We start from the raw sequence: 18,322 nt of genomic DNA, 5'->3' as shown, positions 1-18,322 counted from the left end.
CCAAGCTGCTGCGGTGGGCAGCCGCTTTTTTGCGTCTAATTTTCCAATGGCTTTCTAATTATCAAAGAACCATCTCTTACGGTAACGCTTTATCAAAATAGACTTTTTCAGAACCGACTAAATAGAGCCAAGATTTTGCCGTAATGTAATCCAGGGAGCCTGGCCTCCCTTCCAAATGATCAAGATAGATTGGCGTTCCCTGTTTTTTTCGTATCCTGTCTTATTCCAATATTTATTTCACACCTGAATTTTTTCACCCTTTGTTCTTCTATAACCGGTACGGTTCCAATGTTTGTCGTGAATAATCGTTTTTTCTCCCTCCGTGGCTTCTCGTCACGTGATATTCCACCTTCGAAAAATCTTGAAAGGGTTCTCATCGTACCCCATTACGATCCCCATCTCGTCCTTTCTCCAATTCACCCAATACATCCAAATCTTCAAATACATTCAGACGGGCCTGGTTTTTCATCTGCTGGACGTAAAGTCCGTCCCAGCCGATTTTCCGCAGTTTCCGCTCCAAATACAGTTTGAGCAGGGGGCGAAACGCGAAAAGCCAGATCGGCACCCACAGGCGTCCCTCCGACCTGGCCCGCACGGAGGGTTCCCACCAGCCCATGATCTGCTGGCGATGAAGCCAGACAAGGTACTGCAGTTGCCGGTCATCAAGGTGCCGGGTTTTGATATTGGCCCACATGCCGTTATACCACCGGTAGTCGGAGGGGTTGGTCACCATGCCCAGGTCAAGAAGTTCCCGGCGTAATTCGGTTCGGGGGTATGGCGTGAGAATCTGACAATAGGCGGTGTCGGCATCGAGGGATTTCAGGAAACGATAATTTTCAATGATGTCCTCTTCCGCATCGTCGGGAAATCCGAAAATCATCCCGGCTACCACCATGATGTCGTACTTGTGACACATCTGCACGGCCTGCCGGGAGGCTTTCACAATGTCCCCCTTTCTGGCGACGGCCAGGTTTTTCCGGGAGGCACTCTCGATGCCGAGGAAGATGGATTTCATGCCTGCCTGCGACATTTTCCGGACCATCTCTTCGTTTCGCGACATGGAAACACAATCGGCCTGGACAATAAGTTTTAATCCCTTGTAGTTGCGGGCGATTATGGCGTCACAGATCCGGATCACCCGGTCGGGGTCCAATACCAGATTGTCGTCGGCCACAAAAATCAGACGAGTGCGGCGGTTATAATAAATGTCGTCTATGTCCGCCAGAATCCGTTCCAGGGGATAGGTCCTGAATGTCCGGCCGTACATGTGCCTGATGCTGCAAAAAGAACAGGCCCGCGTGCAGCCCCGGGATGTCTCAAGCACCTCCACTTTGGAAAGCATGACGTGATAGCCCGAGGTTAAGCGGCGTTTGTCCCGGATGGGAAGTTTCAGTCGGGATAAATCCAGCAGCTCCCCTCTGGGATTGTGAACGAAATCGGGTCCCTGTTTGTAGGAGAGGGAGGGAATATCTTCGATCCTGTCCCTGCCTTCCAGGGCGTTGACCAGTCTGCGGCATGTCTCCTCTCCCTCTCCCCGGATAATAAAATCGATCTGTCCGGCTTCCGGTGAGGCCGCGATTTCTTCGTACATCAGGGTGCCATGATAGCCGCCGATCATGATTTTTACACGGGGCAACAGATATTTTATGAAACGGGCTATTTTGAGGCAGGTGTCGTATTGCCAGGCCATGGCGGACAAGCCGACGAGTTCGGGTTGTATTTTTGTGAGGGTTTTGGTCAGGTAATTCTGAAGCCGCCCGCGCTTGCGGATCAGATCAATGACATAGACCTGATGTTCCTCATCGATATTGGCCCCCACGCTGGCAATACCGCAATTGGGCATGTGAAAGGCCGCTTCATGCATGATAACAGGCGCCACGTCGGGCATGGACATCAGAACAACTTTCATAGATGAAAGGCCTTTGAATCCCAAATGTTGAATATAATCATGATATTCCAAGCCGTACACGAAAGATCATATTGGATGGCATTTCGTGTACCTCATGTGAATACGCGAAAAAGGCGTGTGGCTGGCTGGCGATGGTATGATGACCCCTCCGAGGCATTCCCCAACCCAGGGGGTATCTGAAAATACCGGGTATCTGCCTGTTCCGGCATGGCATAAGCACGAATTGATCCGGTTTCGCAAAGGCCTCGTTCTATGATCGAGCCTGGTCTTATCATATCAGCGACCGATTCAAAGGATTCCATGGAGAATGAGATGTTCGGTTCAAAGACGGAGCCGAACAGTCATCACTCCTACAGTATCCTTATCCTCTGTGCCCTCGAATCAATCCGCACGGAGTTCGGTTTGCCAGCGCAAGGCAAAACGCCTCAAGGCAACATGAGATGAGTTGCCCGGGATATACGATCAAGTCGTTGCAAGGATATAAAACGCCTGCTTGTCCGTCATCGTTCCCGGAGGGGGGTGGCATGTCCCTCATTTGACACCCCCTGCCGTCAGAAATTAACTTTGTTATTCCTGAAAGATTACCTATCTAACATGTTGTTTCGTTGGTTTTTTTCTCGGATTTTAATTGGGCGATGAGCTTGTTTGCCTCTTCCATGGACTTCACTTTAATACAATTCCCCTCACCGACTACGAATAAACCACAGGCCCTGGATTCCACATGCAACGGATGATTTGTTCCAAACTCACTCACGACAATAACCTCCTCTCAATTGTTATTTTCAGGAACTTATTTTCTGAAAGTCATCTCCGGGCGATCAGGACAAGATACATCCGGGTCCGGGTTGTCAATTCGCGAGTATCCGTTTCAGAGCTTTTGCTCCACTTATGGTTCCCCCTGGATCTGTACCGATGGAGTCACCGCACCGATCTTTCTGGAATAATCGATTGTTCCGGTTACTTCCATTGGATCGTGAACATCTTGAGCATGAAGTTTTTAAAATCCTCTTTCGTCGTTTCTTTGATATCGACGATCCGCACTCTAATTGCGTTGTTGCAAAATGCAAAACCATCCTGAATCGGATCGGGATTATCGTCTTCGTCGCAGAAATGTCGGAGAAAAGCCAGAGCCGCCTTTCTGGCTTCCGATACGTCAATGGCTGTGACCAGATAATGGTGCCTTTTTATATCCTCCTCCTCTTCTTCGACGATCTTTATCCAGTAATCTGTCATAGGTCCTCCTGTTTTTTTCGCCTCCGAAGCCAGCCAGCCAAGACAGCAACTTTTTAAGGCCGGCTTGCCCGTGTTCCTGTTGCCTGATGCAATTGCGAATGAAATATCCCTGCTCCTTATCAGGTGTGGAACCCCTTTGCGAAGGAGAGGGGTCGAATCTATCATGAATCCGGTTCCGTGGCAATTCAGAATTGTCAATCCCGATAAAATTTCTCAGTGAACCAAAGAAATATTTCAAAAAAGATCAACTCATAATGCAAGAGGGGTACTCCTTCGGTGTGCAAGGTACGCTGGATCATGCTGCGTGACATTCCTGTGCATCCATCGCATTTAAGGCCACGGTGTCCATGGGACGGGGTGAACAAAAATTTTCCACTCGTTTATATTGATGTCGGGGCGTTTAATTCGTCTGGTTGTCCTGGAGTTGACAAGGAACCGACAAGGCCTCGGGAAAAAACAACCATCCCGGCGGAATGGGTCGAGCATGGTCGGGTGCTCTCTGGTCAGGCTCTAACCGACCCATTGGATGAGTTCTTCCGTGGAAGCGCGTTTTCGTACGAAATTGTTCAGTTCGTATTCATGGTCAGGGTAGCCCAGGGCAATACCCACGGCAATCCGCCGATCATCCGGAATGGCAGAAATTTTTCGTATCAGATCGGGATATTGAACCGCCGCCGCCATGATCAGCGTTCCCAGTCCTTTTCCGTGGGCCAGAAGGCACAGGGTTTGGACAATCAGCCCGATGTCGAGCATGGCATATTCCACGGAATTTTCCTGGTCGATCGTCACAACGATGAGGCACGGGGCACCGAAAAGATGCGCCATCTTGAGTCGAAGCTTCCGGCGGGCGTCCATATCCCGGCGGGCGATGCCGAGGGAGTCATAGAGTGTGCGCCCCATGTCGTTGTATCGGAGCCGGCAGGCGTCGGGCCATGATTCCGGCATCGGAATATCGGGGGTGGCGGGTTCATCTTCATTGAGCCGTCGCTCGTTTTCTTCCTTGAAACGGGCCAGGGGGTTGCCGGTTATGATATGGAAGTTCCAGGATTGGGTATTCCCCCAAGACGGTGACCAGCGTGCTGCGTCCAGAATTTCCCGGACAACATCCTGCGGTACTTCTTTGTTGAAAAATTTTCGAATGCTCCTTCTGCTTCTGACCGCGGTCATGATATCCATAGCGCCCTCCTGCATGAACGATGCTTGTTAGGCATCGTCCTGATCCTTAACATAAGTCCGTCGGTTTTTCCGTAAAAAATTGTTCAGCAACAACACCGGTTGATTCATTCCTTCACCCGGCGTTTCCCTCCACCTCGCTTGGCATGGATGTTACCTCTCCTATGAAAATCTTCAACTTCATTGATCTGGTGGTTCAGAATGTTCCGATCCCCCTGAATGGGTTGCTCCTTTAGCAGAAAGTTCGGATTTACGAAACAGCCGGCAGGCCGCCGTAGTCCCCGGTGAAGGTCCTCCTGTCAGTCGATGAGAAGGATTACCATGTACAGTTCCCGAGCTTGCAAATCCCTCGGCCATCGTTCCAGTTGGATTCGATATATCGTGACAAAGAAATCACCGTTCGAAAAAAGGTGTGGAATTCGGCTGAAGATGTTGTTAAATCTGTTCATCATGGTTACTTCCTCTGCGAAAATTGTTCCTGTTTATATATTTTTTACTGATGTGTATGCATCCTTTTCAATTCCTCATGTCTATCTCGAACAGATGGGTGTGTTGATAAAATGAGATAGGAGAAGGTCCGGGTGGAGTGATGGCCAAAATTATCGATTCTCATGTACATTGCGGTATCCAGAACGTGAATCTGCCGTTTACCGTTATCAGAAAGTATCTGGATGCGGCCGGTATTGAAGGCGCATGCCTCTTCGCGCCCGTTGAGGATATCTACGACCGTTCTCATTATGATTTCGAAGACACCGCCCAATGGGTGCGATCCAGACAACAGGCCAACCAATATCTCCTCGATATACAGGCGGCCAATGACAACGTTTTTTCATATTATTTTGTATGGAACGATTTTCAGAAAAATGAGCTTAAGAAAGGCTACAAGGGAATCAAATGGCATCGACACGAAAATGAGCCGGTTTATCATTACAATAACCCCCTCTGTGAATTGTTTTTGCAGGAGGTTTATCGCCTTCGTCTTCCCATAATTCTGGAAGAATCCTTTGAAAATACCCTGTACTTTATAAGGAGAGTCGAAGAGAGAGTTCCTGTCATTATTCCCCATATGGGGGGACTGAACGGGGGCTTTTCAAAATTATTAAAATCCGGGATCTGGGACAATACGTCCATTTACGCCGACACGGCTTTGGCCTCAGGCTGGGAAATGGCGGAATTTTTAAATAGGTACGGGAGTGAGAGGCTCCTGTTTGGAAGTGATTTCCCTTTTGGCACACCGATCGATGAACTGGAGAAAATAAACCGCCTTAACCTGGGAAAGCAGGATTTCGAAAATATTGTTTGCAAAAATATTATAATGTTGTTGAACCTCTGACAGGCCGTTGAAAAATGATTCCGCGGCCATTGCCGAAAAAGCGAGAAACCATGGAAGATCGTGTAAATATCTTAAATAGTGTATTGATTACGGTTTGATGACATAGGGGGTTAAAGATTGATCCGGCCTGAAATCATGGAACGATTCAAGAAAATCATTATTGGATTTTTAGTATTCCTGTCTTTGTTTGCCGTCACGGGTTTTTTTATCGTTCCGCCTCTTGTTAAGTCCATTCTGATCCAAAAGCTTTCGGAGACCTTGCACCGGAATATCACCATTGAAGCCATCAAATTTAATCCTTTCCGTGGTTGCTTGACCATCAGAGGTGTTGTCATCGGAGAACCTGCACAAGAGGAAACTTTTGTTTCCTTTCGGGAATTCTTCATTAATATTGAAGGGATCTCGATACTGAAACGAGCTATTATCGTTAGTGAATGCAACCTGAGAGATCCCTGCATTCATCTGGTCCGCCGGGCGGACGGGACGTATAATTTTTCGGATCTGCTGCAAAAGGAAAAAAGCCGGGAAGAAGAGGAAAGCACACCGTTACAATTTTCCGTCAACAACATTCGGATTACGGACGGAAAAATCATTTTTCAGGATGTCCCCGGAGAGGCCCGTCATATTGCCGAAAAAATTCAAATTGAAATCCCCTTCATTTCGAACATCAGTCATCATGCCGATACATTCGTTGAACCCTATTTCAGGGCTGTAATCAATGGTGCGACGCACGTGTTGGAAGGGTACACGAAGCCGTTCAAGAACACCTATCAAACCGAACTAAGTATAAAAATAAACAAGATCGATCTTCCTCATTATATGACCTATTTATCGGTAAAGCCGAATTTTCTTGTGCCTTCCGCTTCCCTGGACGTGGACATGAAACTCGTTTTTCGTCAGGAAACCAGTGGTCAGCAGTTTCTGGGGTTGGAGGGGCAGGTGACCTTGAACGATCTCGCCGTTGATGATGTTGCGGGGGGAGCTCTGTTGCGCCTCCCGCTTCTGCAGGCAACCCTTGCGGAATTGGCTCCCCTTTCGGGGAAGTATCACCTCTCTGAACTCACACTTGTTGCACCGGAACTGCATGCGCGGCGGAATAGGCAGGGTGAGGTCAACCTTTCGGGCCTTTTCCCAAATGAAAAGGAGTCCAGCATGGAACCGACTGACACGGCGGAAACAGGCCAAGGCGGTCAGGTTGTGGTGGATATCGATACATTTCAAATCCGGAACGGTACAATCAGTTTTGAGGATTATAAACTGGCTTCTCCGGTCAGGCTTTCCCTGTCTGATCTTCAATTGTCGGTTCTTGATCTGTCTACATCCGAGAAAAAGGAAGGAAAAGCGACGTTCAGCGCCAGCTTGCCCAACCAGGGATCGCTCAGCTTGGAAGGCCCTATTGTAATTTCGCCTCTGTCGGCGAAACTGGCCCTGGATGTCCGACAGGTCGATGTGCCCCTATTTCAGCCTTATATCGGCGATATGCTGAATGTGAGGGTAACGGGAGGTAAGGTCGGGGCGCAAGGCGATTTCACCCTGAGAGAGGCCGATGGGGAACTAAAAACAGGCTACAGGGGGAAGGCATCCCTCACCCGCTTTGCCGCCATCGATACGCGTTCGGCCAATGATCTGCTGAAATGGCGCAGTCTCTATCTGAATGGCGTTGATTTTGCCCATGCTCCGTTGCGTTTTCATGTCCATGATGTGGCTCTGACTGATTTTTACAGTCGGATCTTCGTCCGGCAGGATGCGACATTGAATTTGCAACATCTGGGACGTGAAGATAGGCGTAAAGAGCAAAAAACACGATCAATTGAAATTGAACAACATGATGGGGCCTCGAACGTCCAGGAAGAAGGAAAAAGCGAGGATGACATCCATATCGGCTCCCTCACCCTTCAGGGGGGTGAAATCGATTTTATGGACACAAGCATTACACCGAAATATTCACAAAAACTTACAGGGATAAACGGTCGCATCTCCGATCTGTCGTCGCTGGGTAGTGCCGGAGGAGATGTTGAACTTCGGGGAAAGGTCGATGGCTATGCTCCCCTCGAAATAACCGGGAGGATCAATCCGTTAAAAAGGGACCTTTATGTAGACCTTAAAGCGGTTTTCACCGGTATGGACCTGAGTCCTGTCACGCCATATTCGGGCAAGTATATCGGTTATGAAATTCAGAAGGGGAAACTCTCTTTTGATCTCAAGTATCAAATTGAAAAGAGGAAACTGGATTCCACCAATCTGCTTTTTCTTGATCAGTTCAACCTGGGAGAAAGGGTAGACAGTCCTGATGCGACGGACCTTCCCGTCGCTCTGGCCGTTTCATTGCTCAAAGATCGTCATGGTCAGATCAAACTCGATATTCCAGTCTCGGGAAGCTTGGATGACCCGGAATTCAGTGTATGGCGAATCATTCTAAAAGTGGTGAAAAACCTGCTTACCAAAGCAGCCACGGCGCCTTTTTCCCTGCTCGGCTCCCTTTTCGGCGGGGGAGAAGAGTTGAGTTACATCGAATTTGACCCTGGTCTGGCCCATTTGAATATGGAGAGCCTTAAGAAAATCGAATTGTTGTCAAAAGCTCTGGCGGATCGTCCCGCTCTGAAACTTGACCTAGAGGGTTATGTCGATATGGAACGGGATAGGGAAGCGATGAGAAGAATGACTTTTGACCGGAAACTGAAGGCACAGAAAATGAACGACCTGAACCGTTCCGGCAAGGCCGCCACCATCCTGGAAGAAGTTACGATGGAGCAGGACGAATATGAAAAATACCTGAGGAAGGCCTACGAATCGGAGAAATTTTCCAAACCGCGAAACCTGATTGGCCTGACCAAGAGGCTACCTGTCCCTGAGATGGAAAAACTGATGTATGACCATATTGAAATAAAGGATGGTGATCTCCGCCAGTTGGCAAACCAACGGGTCAGTAACACCCGGGACGCTATTCTGTCCACAGGGGAAGTGGAGACGGATCGGATTTTTATGGTGGAAACCAGATACGAGGCCCCGCCGGAGAAGGAAAAAATAAGAAAAAGCCGGGTGGAATTTCGTTTGAAATAGAAGAAAAGTTATTCAATTCATTGCATTGGTTTTTCTAAAAGGATTCAATGTTTCCCTATGGCCGAGGCAAAGTTATGTCAATATCAAATTGCCTTGCTTATTTATGATCCATGATTAAAATAGAGGTAAGCGAAAGACGCGACACCGACCATTGTTAAGCTGAGCTGAGTGATGTACATACTTTTATGGCAAGGTTCTTACGTCAGAAAGGGGTGACCGCTTAATTTAGAACCGACGATGGTTAAAAAATTGATTTTTCCTTTGTAAAAGGAAATCGATGTCCAGACGGTGAGAAGATCACTGTATGTCTGCCTTGAGCAGAAGAGCTTTCTACAGGTGTTGCGTCTTTCCAGATTATTAAATATCGAAGGGGTCAACCCCTACCCGCCGGATAATCAATATGAGAATTCTTGGCAGGACTCCAGAAGATCTTTCGCCCAACCCGACTCATTCATCGTCTTGTCCTGTGTGCCTGCGCGATTCCCCTGACCTTCTTACGTGTTTGGCAAGGATTATTCCAACTCAGGTGAGGCGATGATGTTTCGGTGCTCAAGCGTCCTGATTGCGCTCATGGCGTTCTTCCTTCTGGTCCCTGCGGTATGGGCAGAAAATGCCGCCAGGGACGGGGCCATGGATATTGGACGCGGTTTAAAAAAAGCCGGAACTGATATCGGAAAGACCGTCAGGGACGGAGGAAAAGAGGCCGGCCAGGGGGTGATGAGGGTCGGCAAGGGAACCGGCCGGATGATTGGCGACAAAAGCCATGGTGTCGCACGGGAAATGGAAAAAGCAGGGCAGGCTACGGGGCGTGGCATCAAAAAGGCGGACCGAACGGTCCGGGGTTGGTGCCATGATGCCTATCATACGGTTTTGAAAACCTTTTCTCGGATCGGTGAAGGTATCCGGAATACTCTGGACAGCCGAAAGATCCGTAATCGTTGAAAAACCCTCATTCTGTCAACTTTGGCCGGTTTCTGCGGATACCATTTCAAAAACAAAGCTGCCTATCGGGAAGCGACTGGCGATCTTCAACGGAAAACGCTTCGCATCCGCACTAAACCAGATCATCAAATCTGATGCATCCTTCCCGCCCAGGGCTTCGTTCAGAGCTCCCAGATCGGGCACGACCAGGAAAGTATCATGCTTTTTCCCGTTGATTGTGATTGTTTCACGCTTCACAACTCTGGCAATGGCACGGACCAGTTTTTTCCCGTTACTGATTGGAAGTTCCACAGTATTTCCGACTCTTAACGGTTTCGTGCGGAGAACAAAGAACAGAGCCAGCGGATCGAATGTGCCCGGTAGCAGAGAACTCGTCTTTTCGTCTTTCCCGGCGTTCCGATATGATGCCCTCATTGTTTGCCAGTCGAATCGCACGACGACATCGCGGACATGGGTACCCGTGTCCCGCTTGCGATAGGCAAGGCTCCGGCTCATCTTCCCGTCCACCCAGGACTCCTGAGTTTCGTTGATACGGTAAAACCAGTTTATCCGGCTGCTTGTTCTGGTCTCCATGATGAAATGATAGGTATCTGGAGCCTTCGATAGGTTAGATGGCCTAACTGATATGGTGGTCGTGCCGACTGCAATGGGTCCCAGGCGGGCACGGTAGGTGAGTTTTTCTCCGACTGCAAAAGGAAATTCCTTCGCCCATGCAAGGGCATTGGCGTTAATATCATCAAACCCGACACAGCTCAGGAAAGAGAGGAGCACGATGAGGCAGGTTTTCCTGACACGATGGTCGGAGAGGTTTGCCTGTTTTCTCTTAAACACGATCAGAGCGCCTTTCTCTGGTGTTTCAAAAAAGCCCTCAAGGGGCTTTTTTAAAACTGTTTTAGCCTTCATACCTCGGTAATTCCCGGAAGAACCGACTGAATGAAAGGGGCGGTATGTCAGGTTGCAATTAAAGTAAACCTGTTAGGCCAACTCATGTGCCCAGAAGCATCATTTCACGCTGTAGCCGCGGCCTTCGAGGCAGGCGCCCAGGGCACGCTGGTAATCATTCCGTTTCTGGAATGCCTGAGATTCTGGAACGCCTCCCAACGGGAGGGTCGGATCGTAGCCTGTCTGATCTGCCGCCCAGCGATGGCAGGCATAGCGGTCATCGGCCTGTTGCTGTTCGCTCTGGCCCCTCATGGGGTAACTGTAAAGCCAGTCAGCTTCGGGCGGTATTTCACTGATCTCCTCGTTTGGTGGGTCCGCCACAATGTAGCCGCCCCCGGGGTAATAGGTGTAGTAGGTTTCATTAGCGTAATAGTAGGGAACGCCACGTACCCAAAGGGTCGTATAAAGCGGGGGAAGCAGGGGAATCACCAGGCCGACGGGCGGCGCGACGATTGTTAAGTGACTTCCGTATGGGCGGTACCAGACGCCCTGCCAGAAGTAATAGGGCGATCGGTAATGATAGGCTGTATAATAGCCCCGGGGCAAGGTTCGAACATAATGACCGCGGGCGGGATAGTATCGATTTTGCCGGTAACGCGTATCCCATCCCCGAGAGTACTTACCCTGCCAGGTCCGCTTATGAGTCGAACTTTTTCCCAGGTCCATTCGGTGGAAGTTGTTCCCAGTCCGGGGCCTGTGGGTGATACCTTCTGAACGGCTACCGCCCCGTTTCTGGACCCCTTGATTTTTGCCCGATCCGGTTTGGCTAACCCTGTTTCCTGTCCGGGACTTCTTTATGACATTTCCTGAAGGGTCACTGTTTTGTTTGAGGATTCCGTGATTCCCAAGGCTTTTACCCTGATGATGTCCCTGACCGGTTCCCCAGCTTTTTGCAAATAGAGGCTGACTCATTCCGGAAAGAAAAAGCAGGGAAATCCAGAGAACGAGAATCAACCCGGTTTGTCGATTATATCTCATGGCATGTGTCTCCTTGTTTCTGACTTCTTGATCATCCAAATAATGGATTATTTAACGCCGTAACCCCTTCCCTCGAGGCAGGCCCCCATGGCCCGCCTGTAGTCGGAAGCCCTTTTCTCCATATGGCTGTCATATTCCTTATACCGTTGCGACTGCTCCTCTTCGATACGCCGCGCGGTTTGCGCTCTGGCGGAATCGGATGCCAATCCGGCCATGGCACCGATGACCCCACCGATCAATGCCCCCCTTCCTGTATGGTGGTGACCGCCGATAATTGCGCCCAGCAGAGCTCCCGTGAATGCCAAGGATGTCGTATCATGGCCAACCGGGGGCATCGGTTCGACCCGGACTGGGCGATGAACCGGGAGGGGAGGTAGACTCGGGTCAAATCCGCTCTGTCCCATGGCCCAGATGTGACATTCATAACGATCACGATCCTGCTGCATCGGTGGCTGGCCCGCCCGGGGGTACATGAAAACCTGGGTTGGGTAAGTCAATAGGGGCTCTTCATAATTGCCACGCCACGGATCCGCTTTTGCGAGGCAGGGACAGGCCACCAGCAACGACAACATACAGAGGGTTAACAGGATCGACTGACCAAAAACCTGCCGGAATTTCGATCGTTCCAAAGGTATTATGGCAATGGCCCTCCGGAAGTGCGATGTAGTCATAATGATTCGTCTCCATTCAGGCTTTATCTACCCTCTCGGGAGCGTGTTAGGGTGGTGGTGATGGTTTCTTTTTATTAATTAACAAGGCAAATGGTATGCCAGCCCGCTCATTTTTTCAAACATCAATAATATTAGCTAAATGCGCTGACCGATGTCAATCAGGAAGGTCGGAAATAAACCATAATCTGGATAATAAATACTCAAATCGTATAGAAAATATACGTTCTTGAGTATACCCTTGGCTTACGAATCAAACAAACCATGATGAGTGTACGGGAAAACAGAGGGATGAGTTGCCACGGTGCGGGCTAAGTGCGACAAAGGGTTCAATGTCCTAAACCCGCCTCGGGGTTCCTCTCTACTGTGGCCGGAGCCAGTGAGAGGAAGGATGCATTTCTTTTATCCGGAGAGAGTCTTGTCCCTGTTGATCATGTATACGACAACGCTGACTATTTTCGATTTTCAGTTTCCAGTTTTTTCGCAATCCATTCCCGGAGTCGGGCTTTATCTACCTTGCCGACAGGTGTCAGAGGCATTTCGTCCAGAATTTCCAACCGTTCAGGCAATTTGTAACGGGCAATCCGGCGCTCCGTCAAAAGGAATGTGCTCAGTTCTTCCATGTTGAACGTCTGTCCTTCCCGGGTAACGGCAAAAAGGACTGCCCGTTCGCCCAAAACAGGGTCGGGCATGGCCACATATGCGCACAGCCGAACCTTGGGGTGAGCAAGAATGTGGTTTTCCATCTCTTCTGCACTGATTTTTTCACCCCCGCGGTTGATTGTGTCCTTACTCCGTCCTTCCACAACAATGTTACCACTTTCATGGAGGCGGCAGAGATCGCCTGAGCGATAGAATCCGTCTTCGCTGAAAGCTTCCCTGTTATGTGTCGGGGCCTTGTAGTACCCCCGGATCGTATAAGGACCGCGGCAGATGAGTTCACCGATTTCACCCGGCTTGACGTCCCTGTCTCCCGCGTCAACGATTCGGAATTCGTCCCCAGGAGAAAGAGGTCTCCCCTGGGTAATCCAGCTGATTTCTTCCGGGTCGTCCGGTCGGGTCCAGAATAGGGGCCCTTCCGCCATGCCCAAAACCTGTTGTACCCCCGCCCCGAGTTCACTGCGAATTCGCCGGGCTGTTTCCTCGTTCAGTTTCGAACCGCCGACGTGCAACATTTGGAGCGACGACAGATCGTATCGCCCCCGGTCCGGATGATTCAACATATTGATGACGATAGCGGGTACGGCAGGAATCGTCGTCACTTTCTCTCTTTCAATCAGGGGAAAAATTGTATCGGGGGAAGGGGAGGGGGACAAAACAACCCGGCCGCCGTGCAGGAACACCCCCTGCCAGCCCGGGCAGGCGGTGGCGAAGTTGTGGGTCATGGGGATGGCGACAAGATAAACCGTATCCCCGGAGAATCCGCATATCTCACTGTTCCGGTATACGTTGTAGTAGTAGTCGTTGTGGGTCCTTGGGATCAGTTTCGGGATGCCCGTGGTTCCACCCGATAGCTGAAACACCGCCGGTTCAAAGGGGTCGGGTTTCAGGACTGCAAATATCGTTTCTCCGTTGACCCGTTCTTCCAGGGGGTCGTCCAGTAATTTCTGGAGGGAAATCATGCCGTCCGGAACCTGATCGGCATGGACGATGATATGTTTTAGACTTGGCGCCCTCATGCGGACTTCCCTTGCCAGAGCAGGGTAATCGAACTTTCCGAAGAGGCCGGGGATGCAATAGCTTTTCACCGCAGCGAATTCGGCAAAAAAGGCCATTTCCGCCAACCGGTGGGCTGGTAGGGCCATAACGGGGATGACGCCGATTTTCACAGCGGCAAAATACAGGTAAAGGGTTTCCGGACAATTGGGCAGTTGGAGGAGCAGGCGATCCAGGGGCCGATGTCCGAGTTTTCCCAGGTGCAACGCCAGACGATTGACCCTGCGTTGCAGTTCTGCGTATGTGATACCCTGGCCGTTGAAGGTGATGGCAATACGCCGGGGCCAACGGGCTGCCGCAGTTTCGATGATCGATGCGAGAGGTTTTTCCCGCCAATAACGGGCCTTTAAATATTGTTCCCTGAATGATCCAGGCCAGGGTACGAATCCGTCCATGAATGTATAATCTCCTTTGTATCCATGTAAGGGTAAACCTTGTAATTATACAGAAGGTTATAACGCCGTCCAGGGAACCCCGGGCAAGTCCCGTCGCTGCAAGTTCAAACAAGATCGCGATGGAGACAACGACAGGGCCTTTCCGTAAGAGAACCGGACGGCGCAGGTGCGGAAGATCCGTTTGGTGTTCATAAGTCCCTGTTCAGCCCGCTGTTCGTATTCGGATGGTCAGCCAGGGCCAGCTTGATCTGGCCTGCAATGATTTCAACCGGTTCACCCAAGAGGGTCTCCAGAGGGATCTGCAGCAGGTACCGGTCCATCCAGAGCAGGTTGTATTCATTGATCAGGTTCTTGAGATCATTATACCGGACGCCCATGGCGGCGATGCGTTCTCTCAGAGTGATCCGTTCGTTGAATCGAACATGGATGAGCAACAGATGGCTGATCAGGTCCCCTCCCTTTTTGAGCGGAATCACGATGAGGGGAGCCCCGTCGGATTTACCGCAGCCGATATAGAGATGCCCCGTATTGACGATGGTCCTTTTTGTACCCATGAGTCGCCCGGATTTTTCCACCCTCGATGACATCTGGAGGGATACACCACTCCGTTTTGCAATGGAAATGGTCGTTTCTTCCGTCGGATTGCCTTCCGTTTTCAGGGCAGAGATCAGGTAGAGGGTGTAACCCCGGATTTCGGCGACGGCAGGTTGCAGACGATCGATGTCGAGTATATTCTTGCTTGCCAGGGTCCGGTCGGAAAAGGCCAGTTCCTTGAGCAAGTCGAAGAGGATGCCGTGTAGTGGTTGTTCTTTCCGGCTCGTACCGACAGTAACCGTCTTGGCCTGATGACGGATTGCGTCCACGGGGCGGGATAGTTCATCAATGGCATTGCCTAGGGAAACATCCAGGAAATCAATGGGAGAAAGGAGGTCATCTTGCCCTTTGAAATCATAGGCATAATCCTCGAGAGGCAGACGACCGACGGTGTATTTCAGCAGAAGAACGATATCGGAAATGGTCTTGGCGCTGGCGGAATGAAACGCGCCCTGGTTGCGTCTTTCGTGGAAACGCCTGGAAAAGTCCCGAATCAATTTGCGGAATTCCCGGTCGGCGATCCGTTCGTAAATTGACCAGTGCTGCTTGTCCTGTTCGATCATCCGCCTGTTGAGTTCGCTGCGGAACCGGCGTAGAAACATGGCGTCCTCATCGATGCCCAGGGCGGCATAATAGCCAAATAAATGTCCTGCCACCGTATTTGATATAACCGGCAGGGGGGCGGAACCTTTAGGCAATTTGATGACGGCATCAGCCAGATCGTCGAAACGGGTTTCACCCTCGTCGGTGAAAACGACGACGCCAGCCTTATGGGCCTTGAAGATGGCAACATCTTTCACGATATCCCCGACGACGGTTTCCGGATTGCCGGCGCCGCAGACTATGATGAGGGGCTCCGCTGACAGGTCAATATGTTTTTTGTTTTCCACGATGTCGGAAGAAATGGTTTTGTAACAGAGTTCGCTTAACTTGATACGGATTTCATCAGCGGCTGCCTTGTTGGGTCCGCTCCCGACGATAGCCCAGTGGCTCTTCTGGCGTGGAACCTGCTGTGCAGCTTTGCGGATCGTCTCTTGCTGTTCAAGAACACGATTTATGAACTGGGGCACCTTTTCAAGCACGCGTAGTTCCCCTGCTATTTCATCATCTGTGAGAGCATCCGTGATCTGGGCGAAAAACAGAGCCAGGAGGTGCCCGGCGATAATCTGGGAATAGAAGGCCTTCGTTGAAGCCACGGACATTTCGATATCCCGGCCGTCGCTGGTGTAGAAAACACCATCCGTTTTGGTCGTGATGTCGGACTGTCGGCGGTTGACAATGGCGATAACCGACGCACCCCGATCTCGGGCCATGGCTACGGCACGGTTGGTATCCGTCGTGGTGCCTGATTGTGTAATCGGGATAATGAGGGTATCCGAAAGATCTTGACTAAGGGAAAAACCGCTCAGTTCGGAGGCTAAATTCGCTTCCGCAAGGAGGTTAGTACCCTTGAGGAAACGGTTCAGAGCGTCGCCGATGGCCTGTCCAGCGACTGCCGCTGTGCCGTGACCGATGACGATGACGCGGCGTATTCGACGGTGGGTGATCTCGTTTCGGATTTTATCGGGCAGCACGTCCTGCCCCAGGTTGAAAAAGACCCGGTTCCCTCCGTTTTCTTCCTGGATAATTCGGTATTTTCCCAGGAGAGTTTTCCGGACGGATTGTGCTGATTCGGAGATCTCCTTGAGAAAATAATGTCTGAAGTCACCCCTGTCGATGTCCCGGGTTGTGATTTCCGCTTTTTGAATATCTTCCGGGGCAAGTAGCAGGGTTTTGCCGTCATAGAAACAGGCGGCGATGCCATTCAACCCCCCAGTGCTTTCCTGGTCCAGGATGAACATCTGTCCAGTGGTTTCCGGGCGAGCTGGATCGGCCGGCATTTCCCCGTTGATTTTGATGAAGAAAGGGGTCCGCTCTACCAAGCCGTAAAGCTCCGAAGAGAATAGATATTGATCGTCGGCTAATCCGATGTACAGGGCCTGGCCGCTGCCTCGTAACGCCAGGAAGACCTTGCCTGGCTCGAGGTTGCTCACCATCGCGATGGCGTGGGAACCCTCGAAATCGTTCAGCGCCAACCTGAAAGCCGCCTCGAGGTCACACCCCTGCATAAGGTAATGTTCTATCTGAAGGGGGATGATTTTTGTGTCCGTTGTTACCTCCGGAGCGATCAGATCATGCCCGGATTCCAGCCGATATCGTAGAATCTGGTAATTGTCGATGTCACCGTTTAAGGCCACATTGATCGTCCAGTTCCCCCGGCCATAACGGGGATAATTTTTATCCGCTAACGCCTGTGGATGACCGTTTAAGGTGGCGTTGTTGATAGGATGGCAGTTCTCAACGGAGATGGAACCGACAGAGGCCCATCGGGTGTGGCAGAAGGACGATTCACACGCCATTTCGGTTTCGGCAAACACCCGGAGGACATGATCCCCGCGGATTGATTCCGTTAACTCCCGAACATTTTGCCCCAACTCCCCGATGACCGAGGCGGTTTTATAGGTGAAGGTAATCGTTTTGCTCGTATCTTCCCGGATACATTCAAGGTCTGTGATGGTGCAGGGGAGGCTGATAGAGTTGTTTAGCAAGTCAGCCGTATCAACCCGGTCCGAAAATTCAGTGTAAAGATTCCTTTCCTTGAGACGGTGGAGAATTTCCCTGAAAACGGATCCGGCGGGCAGGGTGAAGGAGACCTGGAGGCCAGCGGAGTCTCTTCCCCTTACTTCCAAACGGTTGATGCAGTTTAGGAGGAAGTTTATCCTCTTGTACTTGAGAAGGGACTCTGTTCCTGGCGGCTTGGAGCTCTCTTCGGCCAGGTTTTGGATCTGTTCGAGGGTTGCCAGGACGTCATTCTCCAGTGCCCAGAGGATATCTCGAAGGATAAGCAGAGACCGGTTTACTTTCTCCAGGATTTGCGTATCGAAGAAAGCCGCAGCCTTCTCCAACGCGGCTTCTTCCTGAAGAAGATATGCTTTTATATTGCCTGCGAGCCGTTCCAGTTTGAATGCCGTTTCGGGATGCGTTGTGAGTTCGCGGAAAACATGATCTCCCTTGAGTTCAGGGATTCGACGGGCCATTTTTTCCAGGGAGGCGTCTCCATCCAGATAGCGTGCCAGAGTTAAGGCACCGCCCTGTATGTCTGCAATTCGCAAGGAACTCACGACGTCGAAAAGCGTAATGAATGTCCGGACGATACCCGTTTTTTCAAGAGGGCCTGGCCCTTTGATCACCAAGATGCCCGCAAGACCGCAGAAAAAGGTTGCCGGGTAATATGGGAAAAGGATCAGGGAGCGCGGCGGACAGCGGTGGGGATTCGCGCCGACGAACCAATGCCATGTCCCGAATCGGCGGAGTGAGGCCGCTAAGCTAGTCATCAGAT

The 18,322-nt window shown here is 50.7% G+C and carries 11 protein-coding genes; 3 read left to right on the top strand and 8 right to left on the bottom strand.

Annotated features, from left to right (window positions below):
- Window positions 1-373 precede the first annotated feature (373 nt).
- The 3 genes from GX147_06920 to GX147_06910 form a co-directional block, all read right to left on the bottom strand.
- The gene (locus GX147_06920; GenBank protein NLN60424.1) at window positions 374-1,909 is read right to left on the bottom strand and encodes a radical SAM protein; all 1,536 of its coding nucleotides are present in this window, start codon (window positions 1,907-1,909) and stop codon (window positions 374-376) included.
- A gap of 957 nt (window positions 1,910-2,866) precedes the next feature.
- The gene (locus GX147_06915; protein ID NLN60423.1) at window positions 2,867-3,142 is read right to left on the bottom strand and encodes a hypothetical protein; all 276 of its coding nucleotides are present in this window, start codon (window positions 3,140-3,142) and stop codon (window positions 2,867-2,869) included.
- Between the two features lie 510 nt (window positions 3,143-3,652).
- Window positions 3,653-4,318 (bottom strand): hypothetical protein, encoded by a 666-nt coding sequence (locus GX147_06910; protein NLN60422.1) that lies wholly within the window; start codon window positions 4,316-4,318, stop codon window positions 3,653-3,655.
- A 586-nt stretch (window positions 4,319-4,904) separates the two neighbouring features.
- On the opposite strand from GX147_06910, the gene GX147_06905 reads away from it, so the two are divergent.
- The 3 genes from GX147_06905 to GX147_06895 all read left to right on the top strand — a co-directional run bounded on the left by GX147_06905 (window position 4,905) and on the right by GX147_06895 (window position 9,650).
- Entirely contained in the window at window positions 4,905-5,648 is a 744-nt protein-coding gene (locus GX147_06905) for an amidohydrolase family protein (protein NLN60421.1), read from the top strand.
- 117 nt (window positions 5,649-5,765) lie between these two features.
- Window positions 5,766-8,708, top strand: coding sequence for a DUF748 domain-containing protein (locus tag GX147_06900; GenBank protein NLN60420.1), 2,943 nt, complete (start codon window positions 5,766-5,768; stop codon window positions 8,706-8,708).
- Window positions 8,709-9,242: 534 nt separating this feature from the next.
- Window positions 9,243-9,650, top strand: a complete 408-nt coding sequence (locus GX147_06895; GenBank protein ID NLN60419.1) for a hypothetical protein — start codon at window positions 9,243-9,245, stop codon at window positions 9,648-9,650.
- Window positions 9,651-9,665: 15 nt separating this feature from the next.
- On the opposite strand, the gene GX147_06890 is transcribed toward GX147_06895, so the two are convergent.
- The 5 genes from GX147_06890 to GX147_06870 form a co-directional block, all read right to left on the bottom strand.
- Entirely contained in the window at window positions 9,666-10,553 is an 888-nt protein-coding gene (locus tag GX147_06890; protein ID NLN60418.1) for a DUF3108 domain-containing protein, read from the bottom strand.
- Between the two features lie 99 nt (window positions 10,554-10,652).
- Window positions 10,653-11,258, bottom strand: a complete 606-nt coding sequence (locus tag GX147_06885; protein ID NLN60417.1) for a hypothetical protein — start codon at window positions 11,256-11,258, stop codon at window positions 10,653-10,655.
- Between the two features lie 359 nt (window positions 11,259-11,617).
- On the bottom strand, window positions 11,618-12,241 hold the full coding sequence (locus GX147_06880; protein ID NLN60416.1) for a glycine zipper family protein: 624 nt from the start codon (window positions 12,239-12,241) through the stop codon (window positions 11,618-11,620).
- 449 nt (window positions 12,242-12,690) lie between these two features.
- A complete protein-coding gene (locus GX147_06875; protein NLN60415.1) occupies window positions 12,691-14,349 on the bottom strand; it encodes an AMP-binding protein in 1,659 nt (552 codons plus the stop codon).
- Between the two features lie 188 nt (window positions 14,350-14,537).
- Window positions 14,538-18,317 (bottom strand): SIS domain-containing protein, encoded by a 3,780-nt coding sequence (locus GX147_06870; protein NLN60414.1) that lies wholly within the window; start codon window positions 18,315-18,317, stop codon window positions 14,538-14,540.
- Window positions 18,318-18,322 lie beyond the last annotated feature (5 nt).

This window comes from Deltaproteobacteria bacterium (assembly GCA_012522415.1).
Taxonomy (GTDB): Bacteria; Desulfobacterota; Syntrophia; order Syntrophales; family JAAYKM01; genus JAAYKM01.
Note: the sequence above shows the minus strand (reverse complement) of the source record. Positions and strands in the feature narration are given on the sequence as shown.